This window comes from Streptosporangium sp. NPDC049376 (assembly GCF_044466505.1).
Taxonomy (GTDB): domain Bacteria; phylum Actinomycetota; class Actinomycetes; order Streptosporangiales; family Streptosporangiaceae; genus Streptosporangium.
The window spans coordinates 20,362-41,258 of the sequence record NZ_JBITMT010000037.1; the positions used below are offsets into that span (position 1 = coordinate 20,362).

The following is a 20,897-nucleotide window of genomic DNA, read 5'->3' on the forward strand; positions in this document are numbered from 1 at the left end:
GCCGTCCTCCAACCGGTGCCCGGCGCCCTCAGCCCTTCAGCGCGGCGGGAAGTCGTTCGAGCAGTCCCCTGAGGTCGTCGGCGTGGTCCTCCTCCTGGGCGAGGATGTGCTCGAAGACCCTGCGGGTGGTGACGTCGTGGTCGCCGAGCCACTGGATGATCTCGGTGTAGGAGACGATGACGATCCGCTCCGCGATCAGGTCTTCCTTGATCATCTCCACCAGGTCGAGGCTGGCGTCGTACTCGGTGTGGGACCGGGTCGCCAGTGCCTCGGGGCTGAGATCGGGATCGCCGCCGAGCTGCACGATGCGCCGGGCGAGCATGTCGGCGTGCTCCTGCTCCTCACCGGCGTGTTCGAGGAACTCGGCGGCGACCGGCTCGGCGTAGATGCCGGTCGCGGTGTAGTAGTGCCGCTTGTAGCGCAGCACGCAGACCAGCTCGGTGGCCAGCGCCTCGTTGCACACCTGGATCACGCGCTCCAGGTCGGCGCCGTACGCGGGGGTGATCGGCCCCTTGTCGATCTCCTGCCGGGCCCTGTCCCGGATCTCCGTGATGTCGGTCAGAAACTCTGCCATGTCCCTCCCTCTACCCTGCTTGTCTCACACGGCAAGCCCTCCGCTCCCCCAAGAGGAGACCTTCGAACGTGCCGGCTGAGAAAAGTCAGCCCCCGGTGTCCGCGGGCAGCGTGGGTTCGAGGTAGTGGGCGTGGATGACCGACTCGATCCGTTCCGGGTCGCCGGAGGCCAGGCCGCTGATGACGAGACGGTGGCGGCCCGCCGCCTCGGCCATCTCCAGCTGCTGGCGGTCGAGCGAGGAACGCATGAGGGCGTACATGTGGCCGTTCATGGTCTCCCACAGCTCGGCCAGGCGGCGGCGCCCGGAGGCCAGGACGATCTCGCGGTGGAAGCGGGTGTCGATGTCCACCAGCTCCTGCATGTCACCCGCCCTGGCCGCGCCGTCCATCTCCTGGACGAGCTGTTCGAGACGTTCGAAGAAGCCGGAGGGCAGGTTGGTCACGGCGTCTCGGGCGGCGGCGGACTCAAGGACACAGCGGGCGTAGCAGATGTCCTGGATGTCCTCGGTGGACATGCGGGTGACCATGCTGTACCTGCGCGGGTTGATGTCGACCAGTCCCTCGTTGGACAGGTCGCGCAGCGCCTGACGCACGGTCGCCCGGCTCACGCCGTACTCCTCGGCGATGCCCGCCTCGACGAGCCTGGTCCCGGCGGGCAGCTCGTCGTTGAGGATCTTGCGTCGCAGCGCCAGCCGTACCGTCTCGGGTAGGGATAGGTGTTCGAGCACTTCCCCTGGTGTCCTCTCTCGCGTCGCTCGCGTTGACGCCTGTCTGGTTCAGTATGGAGCGCCGCTCAGCACGGTCTCCGACAGCGCGGGTTCCCCGCCGGGGTCGACCGTGACGGGCAGCAGGTCCGCCGGGCCCGTCAGGACGGGGGTGACGCCGGGGCCGTGGCCCGGCAGCGGGCTGTCGCCGTGCGCGACGACGCCGACGGTGCGCCAGCCGCGCCGGTAACCCATGTTGTGCCGCACGTCGACGTCGTCGAGCGCGACCAGGTCGCCCAGACGCAGCCCGCCCAGGCCCGGGGTGGAGGGCGTGACCTGCACGTCCAGGTCCCACATCTGCGCGGGACGGCCCAGGCCGTTGCCCACCAGGCGGCTGGGGACCGTCCCGCGCACGGTCACCGTGACCTTCCCGTCCTCCACGCGCAGCGGCAGCAGGCCGAGCAGGCGCGGGTCGAGGTTGAGCACCTCGACGCCGGGCACGCCGAGGGAGGCGCCCTGGCCGTGCCCGCGCACGGAGATCCCGTCCCCCGGGCGCAGCGCCGCCAGGTGCTCCTGCGCCATGCTGACGATCACCCGGCCCGCCTCGCCGCGTTTGCCGACCACCCAGCCCCGCGCGCCCCGCGCCGCCCCGGTACGGACCACGACCTCGTTGCCCACGCAGGCGTAGGCGGTAAGCGCGCGCCGGGCCGCCGGATCGGGGTGGACCAGGCAGACCCCCGGTGCCACGTGGTCGGCGTCGAAGCCGAACGCCGGGTCGCCGAGCCGTACGCCGAGCACGACACCGCCGTCGCCTGCCGGGACGTACGGCCTACCGTCGGCGTCGATCCGGTAGGGCGTCATGCCGTCGATCTCCGGGTGTTCGACGATCCCGAGCAGGTTCACGGCCAGCGTGCTCATCGGATCACCTCCAGGTTGGCGTCGGGACTGCGGACGATGTGGAAGGCCTCGGCGGGGCCGGTGATCAGGGACGACGGCCCCGGTCCGTGACCGTGCAGCATGCAGTGCCCGGTGGAGATCACGCCGATAGTGACATATCCGGACCGGTAGCCGCGACCGAAGCGGTGGTCGGCGTCCTCGATCGCCACGAAGTCACCGATCCGCAGCCCCTCAAGGCCCAGCGACAGGTCGGGGGACAGGCCCGCGTAGGCGCCCATGAGGTCGGTGTTGGCGAACTCGGAGGCCATGCCCGCGCCCGCCCCGACGGCCTCGGCCGGCACCGTCGCCGCCACGTGCACCTCAAGCCTTCCGTCTGCGCGGGTGCCGCCCGGCATCCGTTCGACCAGCTCGGGAGAGCAGTTCTTCACGGTGAGGGCGGGGTGGTCGGTGAGCCGCAGCCCCTGCCCCCTGGCCACGACCGTGACGGGGTCGCCGACGGTGACCTCGGCGAGCGCCTCCTCCGGCAGGTCGGCGAGCACGTAGGCGTGCTGGCCGATCACGAACCCCTCCGCCCCCGAGGCGGTGCGCACCGTGTTGCCGACGCAGGTGAGGAACTGCAGCGCCATGTTGGCCCCGGGGTCGCGGTGCCGGATGGACAGGCCGGGTTCCAGGTGGTCGGCGGCGTAGCCGGTGGCCGGGTCGCCGCAGTGCACGCCGAGCGTGACGCCGCCCATGCCGGGCAGCAGGAAGGCGCGGCCGTCGGCGTCGGGCCTGGGGCCGTTCCTGTCGGCCAGCGGCGGCCAGACCTCGCCGGTCAGGATCTGGGTGACCAGGCGGGCGGCGTTGGTCTCCGCCCTCATGGCCTGGGTCCGAACCTGAAGCCGCGCACCCGCAGGGCGGGGGCGGTCGCGGCGCCGTTCCACACGTTCATCAGCGGCTGGGTGGCGAGTGTGTCGCCGACCGCGTCCACCCGGGACAGCAGCCCGAAGACGCTCTCGGTGAACCGCTTGCCCGCCACGGGGCGGGTGATCCTGCCGTTCTCGATCAGGAAGCAGCCGTCCCTGCTCACCCCGGTGATGGTGGTCCGCCCGGGGTCGACGACCCGGGTGTACCAGAAGCGCTGCACGTAGACGCCGCGTTCGACCCCGGCGACGAGCTCCTCGTACGGCGTCGCGCCGGGGGCCATGACCAGGTTGGCCGGGATCGCCAGGGGCGACTCCTCGCGGGCGATGTGGGCGTGCCCGGTCGAGGGGACGCCGAGTTCTGCGGCCGTGGCCAGATCGGTCACCGCCTCCCCGACCCGCCCCGCGATGAGGAACCCGACCCGTCGTTTCGGTGTCCCCTCGATGTCGAACGGGAACGGCAGCCCGACCCCGGCGAGCGCGTCGTCGGCGACCGTGACGCACGGCGCGGCGACCGTCTCGCCCGGGGTGCGGGCGACGGCGCCGACCCCGGCGGCGAGCGCCTGCCCGGTGAACCCGAAGGCTCCGAAGAAGTGCAGCAGCTCACCTGCGGCGATCGGGCCGAGGACGACGTCGTGCACGCCGTCGGGCAGCTCGACCGGCCGCCTGGCCCGCGCCGCCTCGGCCACGGTACGGCTCGCCGCCTCCCGCAGGCCCAGCGCCCGCGCCGACCTGCCCAGGTCACACCAGTAGGAGGAGCCCTCGCCCGCCTTGACGGTGAGGGCGCCCGAGGCCTCGGTCGCGGCGGCGTAGGCCCGCACGCCGCCGGTCCCGGCGACCGCGAGCTCGGTGACGGCGCGGCCGAACATGCCGTAGGCCCCGGCGCCCGCGGCCCTGGCCTCACCGATGACGTGGGCGGCCTCCGCCGAGCGGGCGGCGGCGTCCCACCCCTCGACGTCGGCGTGCCACAGGTCCGGTTCCGGGTACGGCCGCGCCCGGGCGACGCCGCAGGCCCCCCGGGCGCCGCCGCGCGCCAGTTCGAGCGCGGCCCGCGCGGCCGTCTCCGGCTCCTCGATCCTGGAGGTCGCGGCCCGCGCGGTACGGCCGTCCACGACGACCCGCACCATGAGCTGCCGTTCCACGATGTCCTGCGCCTGGTGGATGCGCTCCCCTGCGAAGCGGGTGTACTCCCCCGAGCGCACGGCGAGGAACGCCTCCGCCTCGTCGGCCCCCGCGGCGCCCGCGAGCGCCCGTTCGACCGCCTCAAGCGCGCGGTCCCCGCCGGTGTAGGGCCTCATCCCGTCTCCCCCGTCCAGGTTTCCGTCCCGGCCTCTGTCCGGGATTCCGTTCGGGCCCGTCATCACGCGACCCCGATCCGCACGCCGCGTACGAGCGCCGGGGAGGCGCCGTGCCCGAGGAAGCCCCACTGTTTCGGCTCGCCCTTGCCGCAGGGCATGCCGAACGCCCTGAACTCCTCCGGGCCCGCGACGGCCTCGACCGAGCCCCAGAAGCGCGGCGTCACACCGCCGTAGGAGAGGTTCTTGAGCAGCCGCCCGCGCCTGCCACGCCGTACCTCGTAGGCGACCTCGGTGCCGAACTGGAAGTTCCAGCGGCGCTCGTCGATGGACCAGCTGCGGTTGTCGTCGACGTAGTAGCCGTCGCCGAGGCGGTCGAGCAGTTCGTCGAGGCTTCCCGAGCCGGGTTCGAGGAAGACGTTGGTGGCGAAGCAGACCGGCGGGTAGGCCCAGCCGTCGGCCCTCGCGGCGCCGATCGGGGTGAGGCCGAGCCTGGCGGCGCTGTCCCTGCTGGACAGGAAGTCGACCACGACGCCCTCGCGGATCAGCTCCCGGCGCGCGGCCGGGGTGCCCTCGTCGTCCCAGCCGAAGGAGCCCCGGGTGCCGGGCACGGACGGGTCGGCGGTGACGTTGACCGCGGGTGAGCCGTAGCGCAGCGCGCCGAGCGCGTCCGGGGTGATGAAGGACGTCCCGGCGAAGTTGGACTCGTCGCCGAGGATGCGGTCCAGTTCGAGGGCGTGGCCGCATGACTCGTGGATCTGCAGCGCCATCTGGGCGGGGCCGATCACCAGGTCCGCGGTGCCCGAGGGGGCGACCGGCGCGGTGAGCAGGGCGACGGCCTCCTCACCGACCCGCGCGGCCTGTTCGGCCAGCCGCAGCGACTCCACGTACTCCCATCCGGCCGCGGCGGTGTTGCCGTGGAAGGAGTTGGGGTAGGAGCGGCGCTGCACGTCGTGCTCGTCGGCGGCGAACACCAGCACCATGGCGCCCGACTCGACCAGGTGCTGGTGCTGGCGGGAGCCCTCGCTGTCGGCGAAGTGCCGGTGCTGCCGTTTGGCGTTCAGCCCGACCTCGGCGGAGACGACCTTCTCCGGTGCCCCGGCGGCGGCGAGGGCCTGGTCGAGCAGGCCGTACCTGCCGGGGAAGGAGAAGGGGTCGGTCGTGACCTCGGTGGTGTGGCGCCCGCTTGAGGGCGGGCGCGGCGGGAGGGCGACACGTTCGGCGCCCGCGAAGGCGGCGGCGCGTGCGGCGGCGACGGCCCGTCCCGCGACGGCGCGGACGTCGGCCTCGTCACCGAGCGGCGCCGCGGCGAACCCCCAGACCCCCTCGCGCAGGACCCGCACCCCGACACCCATGTTCAGCTCGGAGCGCTCGTCGCGCGCCCCGCCGTGCCTGCCGTACAGGCGGGTCTCCTCGCACTCGACGAGCCGGACGTCGGCGTACTCGACGCCGGGACCCGAGGCGGCGCCGAGTGCCGTCTCACACAGGGCCCGTGCCGCCGCGTCGTCGTGGGCGTTCCCCCAGGTGTGCGCCTCCTGGCCCGTCACCTGGCCTCCTCAAGCGATTCGAGCGGGTCCTCAAGAGGGCTCTCCAGGGGGCCCTCAAGGGGAAAGGTGACCCAGCTGCGCTCGCGGAAGGACCGTTCGAAGGTGTTGATCGTCTCCTGGACCAGCGCGCCCTGCCCGAAGTCGCCCTGGTTGAGCGGGCCGCCGGAGAGGATCTCGTCGGCGAAGTCCCGGCACAGGTTGGAGTAGAACAGCAGCGGCCAGGGCTCGGTCGAGCGGCCGCCCTCGGGGAAGAAACGCTGCGGGATCTCCCGTTCGACGAACTCGACGGAGCCCTTGCTGGCCGTCCTGATCGTCTGGCAGACGCCCGCCTCCTCGACCAGCCTGACGACGATCGCGCCCTCGGAACCGTAGACGCGGGCCTCGATGCCGGGGAAGTTGCCGACCGTGACGAACGACGACTGGATGGAGGCCAGCGCGCCGCTCTCGAACTCGGCGATCCACATGTCGCCGTCGTCGATGTTCATCCTGGTCATCAGGCCGGTGTCGCGTACGACGCGTTCGGGGACGAAGTTCCGCATCGTGCCGACCGCCGAGGTCATCGGGGAGTCGACCCACCAGTGCATGATGTCGATGATCGGCGCGCCGTACCCCTCGATGGACGACACCTGGATGACGTCCGGGTCGGCGTCGGCGTCCACCTGGCGCAGCGGGGTCGAGGGATCGAGCCACTGGCTGTTCTGCTCGTAGCCGTTGAAGATGTACGGCTCGCCGACGAAGCCCGCGTCGATGAGCTCCTTGGCGTACAGCACGGCGGGGGCGTATCTGAAGGTGAAGCCCAGCTTGGTCTTCAGCCCCTTCGACCTGGCCAGTTCCGCGGCCCTGCGCGTCTGCCGGTAGTCGTGGTGCACCGGCTTCTCGCACAGGACGTGCTTGCCCGCCTCAAGGGCGGCCCAGGAGATCTCGAAGTGCGCCCGGTTCCCGGTGGCCACGTCGACGACGTCGATGCCGGGGTCGTCGAGCAGCTCGCGGTAGTCGGTGACGACGCGCCCGACGCCGAAGCGCCTGCCGGCCTCCCCGGCCACGTCCGCGTCGGAGTCGGCGAGGGCGACCACCTCGACGCGGGGGTCACGCTGCCAGCCGGGGATGTGGGCGACCTGCGCCCACCGGCCCGCGCCGACGACGGCGACCCGCACCTTGTCCTGTCCCATTGTGAGAGATCCCTTCGGGGGTTGTGCCGACCCGGTCAGCGGCGGTTGCGCACGCGAGGGTCGACGACCGCGTACGTGAGGTCCACGAGGAAGTTCATGACGACGACGAAGAAGGCGGCCAGCAGCACCGCGCCCGTGACGATCGGGACGTCGAGCTGGTCGATGGCGTCGTAGGTCAGCTTGCCGACGCCCGGCAGCCCGAAGACCGACTCGATGATCAGGACTCCGCCGAGGAAGTAGCCGAAGTCCATCCCGATCATGGTGATCAGCGGGGTGAGCGCGTTGCGCAGCGCGTGCCTGGTCAGGACGGTCCGCTCACGCAGCCCCTTCGACCGCGCCATCTGGATGTACGGCGAGCGCAGCACCTCCAGCATCTGGGCGCGGGTCATTCTGGCGTACCACGCCGCGCCCGCCAGGCCGAGGGTGAAGGTCGGCAGCGCCAGGTACCACCAGAGCGGGTCGCCGAGCCCGTTGAGCGGGAAGATCGAGAACCGGTAGGCCAGGTAGTACAGCAGCAGCAGCCCGACCCAGAACGGCGGGGCGGACAGGCCGATGAGCGCGCCGAGCGTAGCGAGCCTGTCGGCGGCGCTCTTGGGCCGGTAGGCGGCCACGATCCCGGCGGGGACGCCCAGGAGGAGCTGCCAGACGATCCCGCCGACCGCGATGAGCGCCGAGGTCGGCAGGGCCTGGGCGAGCTGTCCGGCGACCGGCGCGCCGTGCAGCGCGTAGGAGGTGCCGAGGTCGCCGTGCAGGAGCCTGCCGAGGAAGGCGGTGTACTGCGACCACAGGGGGGCGTCGAGCCCGAGCTGGTGCCGGATCGAGGCCACGGTCGCCGCGTCGGCGTTGGGGCCCGCGATCAGCCTGGCCGGATCGCCGGGTACGGCGTAGGCCATGAGGAAGGCGAGTGTGACCACGCCGAGCAGGACCAGGACCATCTGCCCGATCCGGCGCAGAACCCATCCCGTCACGCCGTCACCTCCGTTCCGGTGCGGTCGGGTCGAGCAGGTCGCGCAGCCAGTCGCCCGCCAGGTTGAAGGCCAGGACGGTGGCGATCAGGCAGAGACCGGGGGCGAACAGCAGCCACGGCGCGACCTCGTAGTATCTGCGGCCGTCGTCGACCATCTGGCCCCAGGAGGCCTCGGGCACCGGCACGCCGACGCCGATGAACGACAGCGAGCTCTCGATGAGGATCGAACTGGCCACGCCCAGCGTCGCGTAGACGATGATCGCCGGGACGAGGTGCGGGAGGATGTGCCTGACCATGATCCGCGTGTCGCTCACGCCGAGCGTGCGGGTCGCGGTGACGAACTCCCGCTCGCGCAGCGAGAGCACCATCCCCCGGATGACACGGGCCAGGTAGGTCCAGTAGACCAGCGCGATGACCAGCACCACGTTGCGCTGGCTGGGCCCGGTGACGGAGATCAGCGCGACGCAGAAGAGCAGGATCGGGAACGACATGACCATGTCGGTGATCCGGCTGATCACGGTGTCCACCAGGCCGCCGAAGTAACCGGCGGTCACCCCTGCCACGACCCCGACGACGGTGGCCAGGCCGTTGGCGACGACGCCGATGGTCAGCGAGACGCGGGCGCCGTACAGGAGCCTGGACAGCACGTCGCGGCCGTTGGGGTCGGTGCCGAGCGGGAACTCCCCGCCGGGCGGCACGGGCGCGCCCCTGGCGGTCAGCCCCTCGGCGTAGGTGCGCATCGGGTCGTGCGGGGCCAGCAGCGGCGCCAGGATCGCGGCGAGCACCAGCAGCACGAGCACGGCGACCGAGACGAGGGCGGGGATGTCCCGCAGGAGGCTGCGTCCCGCCCTGCGCAGGCCGTCGCGCACGCGGGGCTCGATGGGCTCGATGGGCTGTGCGGCGGTCACGGTGTCACCTCGGGATCGCGCTCCGGTTCGGGCGCGAGGTGGCAGGCGGTGAGCTGGCCGCCCCGTTTGACCGCGAGTTCGGGCCTGACGGTGCGGCAGATCTCCTCGGCGAGCGGGCAGCGCGGATGGAAGGCGCAGCCCGCGGGCGGGTCGGCGGGGCTCGGCGGCTCCCCGGCGAGCCTGACCCTCGGCCCGGTACGGCGCGCGCCGGGCACCGGGACCGCCGCGAGCAGCGCCTGGGTGTAGGGGTGCCGCGGGGCGCCGAAGACCTGGTCCCTGGTGCCGATCTCCACCAGCCTGCCGAGATACATGATCGCGATCCGGTCGGCGGCGAACCGCATCGTGGACAGGTCGTGGGAGATGAACAGGTAGGCCAGCCCGCTGTCCTCCTGCAGGTCCTTGAGCAGGTTGAGGATCTGGGCCCGTACCGAGACGTCGAGGGCGGAGACCGCCTCGTCGCAGGCGATCACGGCCGGGTCGACGCCGAGCGCGCGGGCGATGGAGACCCGCTGGCGCTGGCCGCCGGACAGCTCGTGCGGGTAGCGGGTGGCCAGGGCGGCCGGCAGCCCGACCCGCTCCAGCAGCTCCCGCACCCGCGCGGGCCGTTGCCCGGCGGGCAGGCCCCTGACGATCAGCGCCTCCTCGACGGTCGCGCCGATCCTCATGCGCGGGTCGAGGGAGTCGTAGGGATCCTGGTAGACCATCTGCATCTGACGGCGGAAGGTCTTCAGGGCCGCGCCCCGCAGCCCCGCGATGTCGCGCCCGCCGATGCGGACGCGCCCACCGGCGGGGTCGGTGATGCGCAGCAGGGCGCGGGCGACCGTGCTCTTGCCCGAGCCCGACTCACCGGCCAGGCCGAGGGTCTCCCCCGGCGCGACCGTGAACGAGACGCCGTCGACGGCCCGCACGGTCACGCCGCGGCGGCGGGAGAAGTGCACGCGCAGGTCCTCGACCTCGACGACGTTCACCTCGCGTTCTCCTCTCTGGTGTGCGGTCCCGGTGCTCACGGGCGCTCCCCGGCCCCGGTGGCGACGTGGCAGGCGACGCCGTCCTCCATCCGCGGTTCGATCTCGTGGCAGACGTCCTCGGCGAGCGGGCAGCGTGAGGCGAACGAGCAGCCGGGCGGGCGGGCGCCCGCCTGCGGCGGGCTGCCCGGGATGGACGGCAGCCTGCGCGGCAGCGGCCCCGTCATGGCGGGGATCGAGCCGAGCAGGGCGCGGGTGTAGGGGTGGCGAGGGGCGCCGACGATCTCCTCGGTCGTGCCGCTCTCGACGACGCGCCCGCCGTACATGACCAGGACGCGGTCGCAGAACGTCGAGACGACGCCCAGGTCGTGGCTGATCAGGATGACGGCCGTGCCGAGTTCGGCGGTCATCCTGTCCATCAGGTCGAGCACCTGGGCCTGCACGGTGACGTCGAGCGCCGTGGTCGGCTCGTCGGCGATGAGCAGCCTGGGCGAGCAGGACACGGCGATGGCGACGGCGACCCGCTGCCGCATGCCGCCGGAGAACGTCATCGGGTAGTCGCGCAGCCGGGCCGCCGCGTCCGGGATGCCCACCTCGGCCAGCAGCTCCGCGGCCCGTACGGCGGCGGCCCCGCGGTCCATGCCCAGGTGCTCACGGAGCGTCTCGGTGACCTGGCGTCCGATCCGCACCAGCGGGTTGAGGCTGGAGAGCGGGTCCTGGAACACCATGGCCGCCTGCGCGCCCCGCCAGCGGCGCAGTTCGTCCCTGGGGAAGGCGAGCACGTCGCGTCCCTCGAAGCGCACGGCGCCCGACTCGACGGTCGCGGCGGGCCCGAGCAGCCGCATCACGGCCTGGGCCGTGACGGACTTGCCCGAACCGGACTCGCCGACGATGCCGAGGCGTTCGCCCGCGGCGACGGAGAAGGAGACCCCGCGAACGGCCGTGTGGTCGCCGTTGGGCGTCGCGAAGCGGACGACGAGGTCGTCCACGTCGAGCAGCGCGTCCATGGTCAGCCTTTCACCGGGGGCAGCGGGAGCATCGGGGATCGTCACAGGGGGTCAGCCGAGCGGCTTGCCGTCGGTCTTCCAGTAGTTGGTCATGTCCCAGGCCCAGACGGGCTGCGGGAAGTAACCGCCCACGTTCTTGCCGAAGACCTCGGTCTTGGAGCCGTAGTAGAGGGGCACCAGCGAGTTGCCCGCCAGCAGCCTGGTGCTGGCCTGCGTGTAGAGCCGCTGGGCCTCCTGCTCCGAGTCGGTGGCCAGGGCCTTCGCGACCAGGTCGTCGGTCTCCTTGTCACAGGAGAAGGCGTAGTTCTGGCCGCCCTGGACGGCCGCGGCGCAGGCGGTGAGGGCCTGGAAGAAGTTGCTGCCCTCGGGATAGTCGGCCACCCAGAAGCTGAGCGCCATCGGCGCCTTGCCCGGGGTGCCCGCCAGTTCGAAGAACGTGCTCTGCTGGAGCGGGCGGGGCTCGGCCTTCACGCCGATCTTGGCGAGGTCCTGCTGGAGCTGGGGCAGCAGGTTGGTCCACGGCGGGGTGTTCCAGGAGTAGAGCGTGGTGGAGAAGCCATCGGGGTAGCCCGCCTCGGCGAGCAGCTGCTTGGCCTTGGCGATGTCCTGGTCGTGGACCAGCTTCTCGTCGGTGTGGCCGAGCACGCCGGGCGGCAGGAACTCGTTGGCCACCTGGCCCTGGCCGTTGACCAGCTTGAGCAGGAAGGCGCGGTCGACGGCGTAGGAGACGGCCTCACGGACCTTCGGGTCGTCGAACGGCTTCATCTTGACGTTCAGCGTCAGGAAGTAGGTGCTGGGCTTGGCGATGGTGACGGTGCGGTCCTTCAGCGCCGCGTTGGCCGTCACCGACAGGTACTGGGCGGGCGGGATCGGGTCGCCCATCAGGTCGATCTGGCCCTTCTCCAGCTGCAGCAGCGCCACGTCGGGGTTGACCCCGAGCAGCTCGACGACCTTGTCCACGTAGGGGCGGGGCTTGTCCCAGTACTTGGCGTTCTTCTCCAGCACGATCTGACGGCCGGGGGAGAACTCCTTGAAGACGAACGGGCCGGAGCCGAGCGGTTTGGTGGCCGCCTCCGCGCCGGAGCCCTCGGGGATGACCGAGGCGTGCGGCATGGCCAGGATGTACTTGAAGGCGGAGTTCGGCTGGGTCAGCTCGATCCGCAGCTCGCTGTCGGAGACGGCCTGGATGCCCTTGGGGGTGCCCTCGGGCTTGTTTCCGTACTCCTCGGCGCCCGCGACGCCGGTCCAGAAGCCGCGCACCGGTGACTTGGTCGCGGGGTCGAGGATGCGGGCGAAGGAGTAGGCGAAGTCCTTGGCCGTGACGGGCGAGCCGTCGGAGAAGGTCATCCCCGGCCTGATCCTGATCGTGTAGGTCTTACCGTCGGGCGAGACCGCGGGCGGCGCCTCGGCGCCCTGCGGGACGAGTTCGCTGGTCGAGCCCTTGTAGTCGTAGAGGCGGTCGTACAGCATCCGCATGTTGTTCCAGCACGTCGCGTCGTAGCAGACGGCCGGGTCGAATGTCTTGGGGTCGGACTTGTAGGCGACGGTCATGGTCCCGCCGGCCCTGGGCGTGCCGTCGGCCGGGCCCGTGCCGGGGGTGTCCGCGTTTCGCTGGACCCCGCCGCAGGCCGCGGCGGCTCCGAGCGCGACCACGGTCGTCGCCGTGGCGAACATGATGCGGGAGCGGCGTGTTTTCGCCATCGGTTCCCTCCTCTGGAAGAGCAATGCGGAGTCCTCGATCCCCCGAGGACCTGGTGGAGGGACTGGCCCGCCGTCCTGCTCGCTGCCTCCGCTGTCGATCGTCGACAATCGACAATATGGAACGAGATTCGGGCTACCGTCAATAGCTGATTCAGCCCGTTATAAATCCGCGTTCAACATACCTTGCAGGGCTGTGAGCTGCCGAAACGCGGGCACGCCCGATCGCCCGCCCCACCGCGGCCCCCTTGGGGACACGCCGTACGGCGAGCCGCCCCACGGCGGCCCGCCGGAACTCCGGGACGGGCGTCAGGACATCCCTCGTGCGGTCAGTAACCCTTCTCCCGGTCGAAGACGTTGCGCAGCGGACGCCCGTCGAGCCAGCGCCTCAGGTTGTCGGTGAACAACTCGGTGATCGCCCGGTTCTCCGTGTCGACGGTCGAGGCGGAGTGCGGGGAGACGACGACGTTGTCCATGTCCCACAGCGGCGACTCGGGTGGCAGCGGCTCGGTCGAGAAGACGTCCAGGAAGGCGCCGCCGAGCCGGCGGGCGGCGAGCGCCTCCGTCAGCGCCCGCTCGTCGACCACCTGGCCGCGCGAGATGTTGACCAGCACGGCCCCCGGAGCCAGCGCGGCCAGTTGCCGTTCCCCGACGAGGCCCTCCGTCTCGTCGGTGAGCGGGCAGGCGAGCACCAGCGCCCCCGCCCCGGCGAGGGCGTCGTCGATCTCGGTGAACGGCCACAGCTCGGACAGCCCGGGGATGTCGTAGGCCCGCCCCGGTCTGCCGACGCCCACGACCTCGACCCCGAGGGCCGAGAACACCTTGACGACCTGGCGCCCGATGCCGCCGAGACCGACCACGGCCAGCCGCAGGCCCGTCAGCCCCCGGGTGGTGTAGCGCTCCCAGTTCCGCCGCGCCTGCCGTCGCGCCAGGTCGGGCACACCCTTGACGAAGTGCAGCACCCCGGTGAGCGCGAACTCCGCCAGGGGAACGGCGTGGACGCCCGCGGCGGTGGTGAGCACGAGGTCGCTGTCCGCCAGCCCGGTCCTGCGGGCGAACTGCCCGATGCCCGCGCTGGTGGCCTGCACCCAGCGCAGTTCGGGGCAGTTGACCGGCATGGCCGCCGGGTCGAGCCAGTCGAAGTCGAAGCTGACGTGCGCTCCGGCCCGCAGGTCCCGCCAGCGGCCGAGGTCGGTCTCCGACAGCTCGGGCCTGATCCCGGTGTGGTCGGCGGAATAACGCGGACGGGGCAGCAGATCCGGCTCGTAGAGGACCTCGACACGTGGATCGACGGCCCTGACGGCCTCCACATGCTCGGGTTCCAACGGTGACGCCACCAGCACGCGGAGCTTGTCTGCCACCACGCCTCCTCGATTGTCGATCGTCGACAATCGAGGCTAGGACGGCCTCTTTCCCTCCCGCAAGGCTCCGCGATCGTGAGTACCCCACAGTTCCCACACCTGCCGGTGAAGGAATCCTTAACGACGAGGCCCCTCGGCGGCCGGTTCGCGGTAAGGCCCTCCCCACCCCCGGCTCGGGTGCGCGCAGGCATGAACGGCCACGTCCTCGCGGTGGAGACTCTTCACGTATCGATCACCCCCGACTTCGAGGGGGCCTCATGTCCACCCAGCTCCTGGCCGGCTCTCCCTCCGTGCCCGCCTCCGTCAGGTCCGCCGCGTCGCTCTGGTTCATCGCCGTAGGCACCGGCGCGTTCGAGTCCGCCCTGGCCGTGGCCGATCTGCTCGCCAGGGGAACGGCCTCCGCGACCGGCTTGGCGGGCGGTCTCGGTCTCCGGCTCGCGGTCTTCGCCGGAGCGATCCTCCTGGCGGTGCGCCTGCGTCAGGGCCGGGGCTGGGCACGTGTCGCCCTGGCGCTGACCCTGGGGATCTTCGGCACGTTGTCGCTGGTCGTCGAGCCGGTCCGGTGGCTGATGGCCGGGAACTCGATCCTCGGGTTCTTCGCCGACGCCGACCTCATGACCCTCGCCTTCGTCCTCAGCCGGGTGGTGCACCTGACGGCGGTGCTGGCCGCGATGGCCCTCATGTTCAGTCCCGCGGCCAACGTCTACTTCCGCGACGTCCGTTCCGGTCTCTCCCCGACCCCCGGCGAGACGGCCTGAGGCCTCGTCCGCGCTCTGATGTATCAACGTTTCACGTTGATATCCTTGGCCGGTGTCCGACATCCATGACGTGGTCGCCGGAACGCCGCACGTCCCCGCGCTGTTGCTGGTCGGCGGGGACGAGAGCGGCCTCGACCGCACGAGCCAGGCCTACCGGGCGATCAGGCGCCAGATCATCGACCTGACACTGCCGCCCGGCAGCGGCTTCACCGAGACGTCACTCGCCCAGCAGTGGGGCATCAGCAAGACGCCCGTGCGCGAGGCGCTCGCCCGGCTGAGGCGCGACGGGCTCGTGACCGCGCTTCCGCGCGCGGGCTACGTCGTCAGCCCGATCACGCTCCAGGACACCGACGATCTCTGCGCCCTGCGGTCACTGCTGTCCGGTGAGGCCGCGGGCGCCGCGGCGCGCCTGGGAGTCACGGCACCGGCACTCGAACGGCTCGAAGCGCTGTCCAGGGTGCCCTTCGCGCTCGCGGCGGGCGAGACGGGGCAGGAGGAGTCCCTCCGGGCCGGGATCGAGTTCGAGGGCGTCATCGCCAACTTCAGCGGGAACAGCCGTCTGGGCAAGGCGATCGTCGACGTGCTCGACGAGCTGGAGCGTGTCCTGCGGATGGCCGCGTTGATCGACCCCGGCATCGCGAGCCCGCCCGGAGAGCTTGGGACCGTCTTCGAACGGCTGCGCGAGCGGGACGCGGACGGTGCCCAGGACGCGATGCGCGCACGGTGCGAACGCGTGCGCCGCGACGTGCTTCGGGTCCTCGCGAAGAGCGCCTCCGTGAGCAGGGCGCACATCGAGCTGCCCGCACCGTCGTGTCCCCGGCCCGGTGCCGCGGCCGGGAAGCCTCCCGGCGCCTCCGGATGACGGATCGGCTTGTCCTGCTCGCTCCGGCCCGAAGGCCGGGGCACTACGGACGGGCCCGGCCGTCTCCGATCCGGCCGAGCGCTCCCGGTTCCCGGTCCCGGCGTGGGACCCGCTCCGCCGGGACCACGAGGCCGCGACGCGACCCGGCCGTCACACCCGCCCTTCGTGCCACCCGGCGCAGGACACGACCTCGAACCCCCGGCTGGGGAAGACGGCGTCCATGAAGAAGTCGTGCATCGCCTGGTCGCCGTCGGCGCAGCCGTCGCGCAGCACGGTCACCCGGTAACCGCGGTCCGCGGCGTCGTAGCACGTCGCGGCCACCATCGCGCTGGTCGCGACCCCGGCGACGGCGAGCGCGTCGACGCCGCGGGCGCGCAGCACGAGGTCGAGGTCCGTACCGGCGAACGCGCCGGCACGGCGCTTCAGCACGACGACGTCCTCACCGGCGACCGGCAGATCGATCTCGGTCCCGGCCGAGCTCTCGTGGAAGGCGTCCCCGGCGTCGTAGAACGTCCGGTACAGCGCGTTGCCCGGCGGCAGGTCGGCCCCGTTGTCACGGAAGGCGAAGTGCACGAACACGACGAGCGCACCGGCCGCGCGGGCGCGCGGGAGCAGCTCGGTGAGCGGCGGCAGAACCTGCCCGGCGAACGGATAACCGCCCGTGATGCCCCGTTGGACGTCGCCGATGATCAGTGCGGTGGTCATGAAAAGCTCCCGTCCGGCCGCTCCGTCCTGCGCCCCCTCCGGTCGAGGACCGCGACCGGGGCACCGGGGTCTCCTTCGCGTGACGCGCGGCTGAGATCACAGTAGGTGCGAGTTAAGATATCAGCAACCTTCCACAGCCGCTCCGGCGAGCCTCACGACGGGGCGCCGCCGGGGACCGGGGCGGAGACCGCCTGGCCCGCGCGGCGCAAGCACCAGAGGCGACGGCCGAGCGCGACCGCCCCGAGCACGGAGCAGGTGAGGCAGAAGATCGCCAGCAGCGGCATCAGCCAGGCGGTGACGATCCAGTAATGGAAGCTGAACTCCCCCCAGATCGGTGTCGGCAGCACCACGCCCAGCACCGTCACCAGGGCAAGGGGAACGAGCCGCGGAACCAGCCTCGGCCGGCGCGCCGCACGACGCCGCGCGGCCCAGCGGCGCGCTCGGACGGCCACGGTGACCAGCAGCGCGGCCATCCCCGCCGTGAGCCCGAGCAGGATCGCGTTCACCATGGTGAGCGGGTTGCTCATCGGTGTTTCCGGGGACCCGATCCGTTCGGCGACGAGGTTGCCCGAGAGCAGGCTGGGATCTCCGCCGCCGTTGGTGAGGACGAGGGCGGCCACCCCTCTCCTGGGCGAGAAGACCATGTCCCCGGTCCACGTCGCCAGTGTCCCGCCGTGGCCGATCAACAACGGCGACGCGTCCGCCGTGACGGGGCGAACCTGCCAGCCGAGGGCGTAGCCACCGGCGTTCGGCTGGGCGGTGTGCAACTCGGCCAGGGAAGCGGCGCTCAGCAGGCCCGTACCGAGGGTGCCCTGGTTGAACCGCAGCCACCGCACCATGTCGTCCAGGGTCGAGATCACTCCGCCGTTGCCGACGCAGAACCCCGGCATCTCCGGTGCCACAACCGCGACCCCGAGAACGACCTCGTACCCGGACGTCAGGCCCTCGGCCTGATCCGAACATCCCAGCGTCGAGCCGGTGTCGGTCATGCCCAGCGGTGTGAACAGCTCGGTGCGCAGGAAGGCGTCGAAGGACTTCCCCGACACCACCTCGACGATCCGCGCCGCGATCGAGTAGTTGGTGTTGTGGTACTCCGCGTGGGTGCCCGGAGCGGTGGCCAGGGTCTTGTCGGCCAGCCCGGCCACGACTTCCCGTGCGCCGCGCGGGGGCGGGAACACGTACTCGTTGTTCGTGCTGATCGACAATCCCGAGGTGTGACTGAGGATCTGGCGCACGGTGATCCCGGTGAAGCGTGGATCGGCCATCTTGAAGTCGGGCAGGACCTTGACGACCGGGTCGTCCAGGGAGACGCGTCCACGGTCGACCAGCAGCATGATCGCCGTGGCCGTCATCGACTTGCTCATCGACGCGACCCGGAACCGGGTTCGCGCCGTCACCGCGTTGCCGTCCCCGTCCCGGCCGCGAACGGTCGTCTCGACCGAGGACCCGTCGATCACGGCCGCCGCGACCCCCGGCGTGCCGAAGACGGAGCGATAATCGTCGACCAGTCGTCCGCCGGCGGCAGTGACGGTGGCGGTGGCGATGGCCGGTGCCGTCCAGCCGAGCAGTACGGCGACGAGCGCGAGGAGGGAAATCACACGTAGGAAACGCACGACGTCGAACCTAGGCCGGGCGTCACCGGCCGACATCACCCCGAGGGGTGAGAGGGCACCGCCCGGCGGGGTGGAATCTCAGACAGGCAGATCGTTGCGGCCCACCAGCCCGTTCTCGTAGGCGTGGATCACCACGTGCACACGGTCGCGCAGGTTCAGTTTCTGCAGGACGGCCCGGACGTGCGACTTCACCGTGTTCTCGCTCAGCACCAGTTCCGCGCGGATCTCGCTGTTGGACCTGCCGCGGGCGAGCAGGTCGAAGATCTCGACCTCGCGTGGGGTGAGGCCGTTCAGAGCCGCCGTCCTGCGCACCGGCACCTGCCGTACGAAATCGAGGACCGTCGCCGCCACCCCGGGAGCCAGTGCCGACGTCCCGGAGGCGACGTCGCACACGGCCTGGGCCAGGGCGGCGGGCCGGACGTCCTTGGTCAGGTAACCGCTCGCGCCGGCCCGGATGGCGGCCACGACCAGTTCGTCGTCGTCGAACGTCGTCAGCATGAGCACCCGGGTCGCCGGGGAGATCCTGACGATCTCCGCCGTGGCGGCGACCCCGTCCACGCGCGGCATGCGGATGTCCATCAGCACCACGTCGAGCCGGTGCCGCCGGACGACCTCGATCGCGTCGCCGCCGTTCGCGACGTCGTGAGTGACCTCGATGCGTTCGTCGGCCGACAGCACCGTACGGAGCGAGGCCCGCAGCAGTTCCTGATCGTCGACGAGCATGACGTGGATCGCGGTCATGCCCCCTCCTTCGTGGGGAGCCGCGCCCGCAGCACCCATCCGTCGTCCCCGTCGTCGATCGACAGGGTGCCACCCGCGGTACTCACGCGTTCCCCGATCCCCATCAGGCCGGTCCCCTGGCCGCTGCCGCCGCGAGGCGCCCTGCCGCCGTCGTCGCGCACCTCGACCACCACCTCGGCCGGGGTCCAGCGCAGGTGAACGGTCACCTCGACCGGTGGTTCGAGGTGACGCAGCGCGTTGGTGACGCCCTCCTGCACGGTCCGGACCACCGCGACCTCCGCGCTCAGGCTCAACGGCCGTCGCTCCCCCACCTCGGCGAACGTCACCGTGTGGAGCGGGCTGGCCGCCGAGGCCACGAGGTCGGGGAGGACGTCGAGCGAGATCGGGACCTTTCCCGGCCGGGAGTCGGCGCGCGGTGCCACGGTGGCCAGCATCGCGCGCAGGCCCTGGTGGGCGTCCCGGCCGGTCTCGGCGATGTCACCGAGTTCGCGTCGGGTCGCCGGGTCCGCCGTCGTCACCGCCGCGGCCTCGATCCGCGCGACCATGACGGTGACCGTGTGGGCGATCACGTCATGCAGGTCGCGGCGGATACCGGCCCGTTCCTCCGCGACCGCCGCGGCCAGTCGTTCGCTCTCCGCCCTTCGGCGGGCCTCGTGCCTGCGGCGCACCAGCAGGGCCGCGAGCCACACGCCGCCGACCACGGACATCAGCAGCCCACCCTCGACCAGGTGGGTCCACGCGGAGACGCCGGAGGGCAGCCGGGCCCATGTCACCAGCTCGTTGAGGACGATCCCGAGCAGGGCGACGGCCAGCGCGGCCACCGAGGACCTGACCGGGACCAGGCCGGTCAGCCGCCACAACGCGAGGGGGAAGCACACAGCCGAGGGCAGCATGGTCGGTGACCAGCCCAGCAGGGGTGTCAGCACCAGGACGAGCATCGCCAGCGCGCCGATCGCGTATCCCTCCCACGGCCGTCGGCGAGCCGTCACCGCTCCCACATGGAGCAGGACGGCGGCACCCGCCACGGCGAGGGTCTGCCACAGGCCCGCGCCGAGGTACCACAGGGCGCCCGCCAGGATGACCGTCGTCAGGAGGAACAGGACCACGTGCGCCACCACCGGCCATGCGCTCCGGCGCTGGGAGGCTGTCACGGTCGTCGCCTTCCGGTGGGCTCGTGGTGGGGAGCCGTGCCCGGCTCGACGTGCCACAGGATAGCCAGCGGCGGGCGGGCCCGATTCCGGTGCCCCGTCACGAACCCGTCGCCGAGGCCCGCCCATGAGCCCCTCGTCGGACGCCACGGGGCGCTCATCCACGCCTGATCGGCTCCGCCCGCGCCCCGCGGCAAGGACCGCCTTACCCGATGTCACGCAAAGTATTCTTGTATTCACTATCCGTGATGGCCATGGTGAGAGAGAACATCCAGGCGCGTCAAAGACCATGACGTGCCCGATCAGCCCCCTGGAGGAGTTCCCATGTCCCAGCCCCGTCGCGTCCGCGGCGCCGCCCTGCTGGCCGCCCTGGTCGCCGCCACCGGTCTCACCGGTCTCACCTCTCTCACCTCACCCGCCCACGCCGCCGGGAGCGTCACCTGCGACACGGCGGGCACGATGTACTTCAAGCCCGGGGTGCAGATCGTCCCCCTCAGGCAGGACATCGAGATCCGCGGAGCCAACGGCTCCTGCCGCGACTCCACCGGCCTCGGCATCGACGAGGCCAGGCTCACCGCGAACTTCAGCGGTGTCTGGCTCACCTGCGAACTCGGCGGCGGCGGCACCGGCCACGGCACCGGCACCCTGGACTGGATTCAGGACGACGGCACGCGGACCCGCAGCAACCTCGACCTGAACTTCGAAAGCAACATCGCCAGCGAGGTGACCCTGTCCGGCCAGGTCGTCGGCGGCCCCCTCGACGGGGAGAGGTTCTCCGCCCACCTCAGCGCCGACCTGCTCCGGGGCACCCTCAAGTGCACCGTCGGCGGCCCCTTCGGCGGCGCCAAGAGCGTCGGCTACCACGGCGAGTTCACCGTCGGCTGACCCCGTCCCACCTCGTGCGAGGTGATCCCCGAACCGGCGAGGCGGGGGGGGGGGGCCCCCCCCCCCCCCCCCCCCCGGGGGCACCCCCCCCCCCCCCCCCCCCCCCCCCCCCCCCCCCCCACGCCCCCCCCCCCCCCCCCACCCCCCCCGGCCCCCCCCCCCCCCCGCCCCAAAAAACAAAAACGACAGTTA

At 71.8% G+C, this 20,897-nt stretch carries 20 protein-coding genes; 3 read left to right on the top strand and 17 right to left on the bottom strand.

The features are described from left to right. Window positions 1–28: 28 nt before the first annotated feature. The 13 genes from ACIBVQ_RS39800 to ACIBVQ_RS39860 form a co-directional block, all read right to left on the bottom strand. On the bottom strand, window positions 29–574 hold the full coding sequence (locus ACIBVQ_RS39800; RefSeq protein WP_352012061.1) for a ferritin-like domain-containing protein: 546 nt from the start codon (window positions 572–574) through the stop codon (window positions 29–31). A gap of 85 nt (window positions 575–659) precedes the next feature. Beyond that, window positions 660–1,301, bottom strand: coding sequence for a GntR family transcriptional regulator (locus ACIBVQ_RS39805; protein WP_352012060.1), 642 nt, complete (start codon window positions 1,299–1,301; stop codon window positions 660–662). Between the two features lie 48 nt (window positions 1,302–1,349). Beyond that, on the bottom strand, window positions 1,350–2,195 hold the full coding sequence (locus ACIBVQ_RS39810; RefSeq protein WP_399184101.1) for a DUF4438 domain-containing protein: 846 nt from the start codon (window positions 2,193–2,195) through the stop codon (window positions 1,350–1,352). Beyond that, window positions 2,192–3,034: a DUF4438 domain-containing protein gene (locus ACIBVQ_RS39815; protein ID WP_352012058.1), complete on the bottom strand. Its 843-nt coding sequence runs from the start codon at window positions 3,032–3,034 to the stop codon at window positions 2,192–2,194. The genes ACIBVQ_RS39810 and ACIBVQ_RS39815 overlap by 4 nt, the downstream gene beginning before the upstream one ends. Continuing rightward, window positions 3,031–4,374 (bottom strand): TldD/PmbA family protein, encoded by a 1,344-nt coding sequence (locus tag ACIBVQ_RS39820; RefSeq protein ID WP_399184103.1) that lies wholly within the window; start codon window positions 4,372–4,374, stop codon window positions 3,031–3,033. Before ACIBVQ_RS39820 ends, ACIBVQ_RS39815 begins: the two co-directional genes overlap by 4 nt. Window positions 4,375–4,436: 62 nt before the next feature. Continuing rightward, a complete protein-coding gene (locus tag ACIBVQ_RS39825; RefSeq protein WP_352012056.1) occupies window positions 4,437–5,918 on the bottom strand; it encodes a TldD/PmbA family protein in 1,482 nt (493 codons plus the stop codon). Next, window positions 5,915–7,087 carry a Gfo/Idh/MocA family protein gene (locus tag ACIBVQ_RS39830; protein ID WP_399184106.1) on the bottom strand — a complete coding sequence of 391 codons (1,173 nt, stop codon included), beginning with the start codon at window positions 7,085–7,087 and terminating at the stop codon, window positions 5,915–5,917. Before ACIBVQ_RS39830 ends, ACIBVQ_RS39825 begins: the two co-directional genes overlap by 4 nt. Before the next feature lie 35 nt (window positions 7,088–7,122). Then, window positions 7,123–8,055, bottom strand: a complete 933-nt coding sequence (locus ACIBVQ_RS39835; RefSeq protein ID WP_352012054.1) for an ABC transporter permease — start codon at window positions 8,053–8,055, stop codon at window positions 7,123–7,125. A gap of 4 nt (window positions 8,056–8,059) precedes the next feature. Then, window positions 8,060–8,962 carry an ABC transporter permease gene (locus tag ACIBVQ_RS39840; protein WP_399184109.1) on the bottom strand — a complete coding sequence of 301 codons (903 nt, stop codon included), beginning with the start codon at window positions 8,960–8,962 and terminating at the stop codon, window positions 8,060–8,062. Next, window positions 8,959–9,930 (bottom strand): ABC transporter ATP-binding protein, encoded by a 972-nt coding sequence (locus tag ACIBVQ_RS39845; RefSeq protein ID WP_362911785.1) that lies wholly within the window; start codon window positions 9,928–9,930, stop codon window positions 8,959–8,961. Before ACIBVQ_RS39845 ends, ACIBVQ_RS39840 begins: the two co-directional genes overlap by 4 nt. A 35-nt stretch (window positions 9,931–9,965) precedes the next feature. After that, entirely contained in the window at window positions 9,966–10,979 is a 1,014-nt protein-coding gene (locus tag ACIBVQ_RS39850) for an ABC transporter ATP-binding protein (protein ID WP_362911784.1), read from the bottom strand. A gap of 6 nt (window positions 10,980–10,985) precedes the next feature. After that, complete coding sequence (locus tag ACIBVQ_RS39855; RefSeq protein ID WP_352012050.1) at window positions 10,986–12,635, bottom strand: ABC transporter substrate-binding protein; 1,650 nt, start codon at window positions 12,633–12,635, stop codon at window positions 10,986–10,988. A 326-nt stretch (window positions 12,636–12,961) separates the two neighbouring features. Further along, window positions 12,962–13,993 (bottom strand): D-2-hydroxyacid dehydrogenase, encoded by a 1,032-nt coding sequence (locus ACIBVQ_RS39860; protein WP_399184111.1) that lies wholly within the window; start codon window positions 13,991–13,993, stop codon window positions 12,962–12,964. A 257-nt stretch (window positions 13,994–14,250) separates the two neighbouring features. On the opposite strand from ACIBVQ_RS39860, the gene ACIBVQ_RS39865 reads away from it, so the two are divergent. Both ACIBVQ_RS39865 and ACIBVQ_RS39870 read left to right on the top strand, forming a co-directional pair. Continuing rightward, a complete protein-coding gene (locus ACIBVQ_RS39865; RefSeq protein WP_352012048.1) occupies window positions 14,251–14,751 on the top strand; it encodes a hypothetical protein in 501 nt (166 codons plus the stop codon). 52 nt (window positions 14,752–14,803) lie between these two features. Next, window positions 14,804–15,613 carry a GntR family transcriptional regulator gene (locus tag ACIBVQ_RS39870; RefSeq protein WP_399184113.1) on the top strand — a complete coding sequence of 270 codons (810 nt, stop codon included), beginning with the start codon at window positions 14,804–14,806 and terminating at the stop codon, window positions 15,611–15,613. 150 nt (window positions 15,614–15,763) lie between these two features. Here ACIBVQ_RS39870 and ACIBVQ_RS39875 read toward each other — a convergent pair whose 3' ends face one another. From ACIBVQ_RS39875 to ACIBVQ_RS39890, 4 genes are all read right to left on the bottom strand, one after another. Further along, window positions 15,764–16,318 (bottom strand): cysteine hydrolase family protein, encoded by a 555-nt coding sequence (locus ACIBVQ_RS39875; protein ID WP_399184115.1) that lies wholly within the window; start codon window positions 16,316–16,318, stop codon window positions 15,764–15,766. A gap of 152 nt (window positions 16,319–16,470) precedes the next feature. Further along, window positions 16,471–17,931, bottom strand: a complete 1,461-nt coding sequence (locus ACIBVQ_RS39880) for a serine hydrolase domain-containing protein (protein WP_399184117.1) — start codon at window positions 17,929–17,931, stop codon at window positions 16,471–16,473. Window positions 17,932–18,009: 78 nt separating this feature from the next. Next, the gene (locus tag ACIBVQ_RS39885; RefSeq protein WP_352012044.1) at window positions 18,010–18,672 is read right to left on the bottom strand and encodes a response regulator transcription factor; all 663 of its coding nucleotides are present in this window, start codon (window positions 18,670–18,672) and stop codon (window positions 18,010–18,012) included. Further along, window positions 18,669–19,823: a histidine kinase gene (locus tag ACIBVQ_RS39890; RefSeq protein WP_362911779.1), complete on the bottom strand. Its 1,155-nt coding sequence runs from the start codon at window positions 19,821–19,823 to the stop codon at window positions 18,669–18,671. Before ACIBVQ_RS39890 ends, ACIBVQ_RS39885 begins: the two co-directional genes overlap by 4 nt. 321 nt (window positions 19,824–20,144) lie before the next feature. Between ACIBVQ_RS39890 and ACIBVQ_RS39895 the strand changes: the two genes are divergently transcribed. After that, complete coding sequence (locus ACIBVQ_RS39895) at window positions 20,145–20,705, top strand: hypothetical protein (protein ID WP_399184120.1); 561 nt, start codon at window positions 20,145–20,147, stop codon at window positions 20,703–20,705. Window positions 20,706–20,897 lie beyond the last annotated feature (192 nt).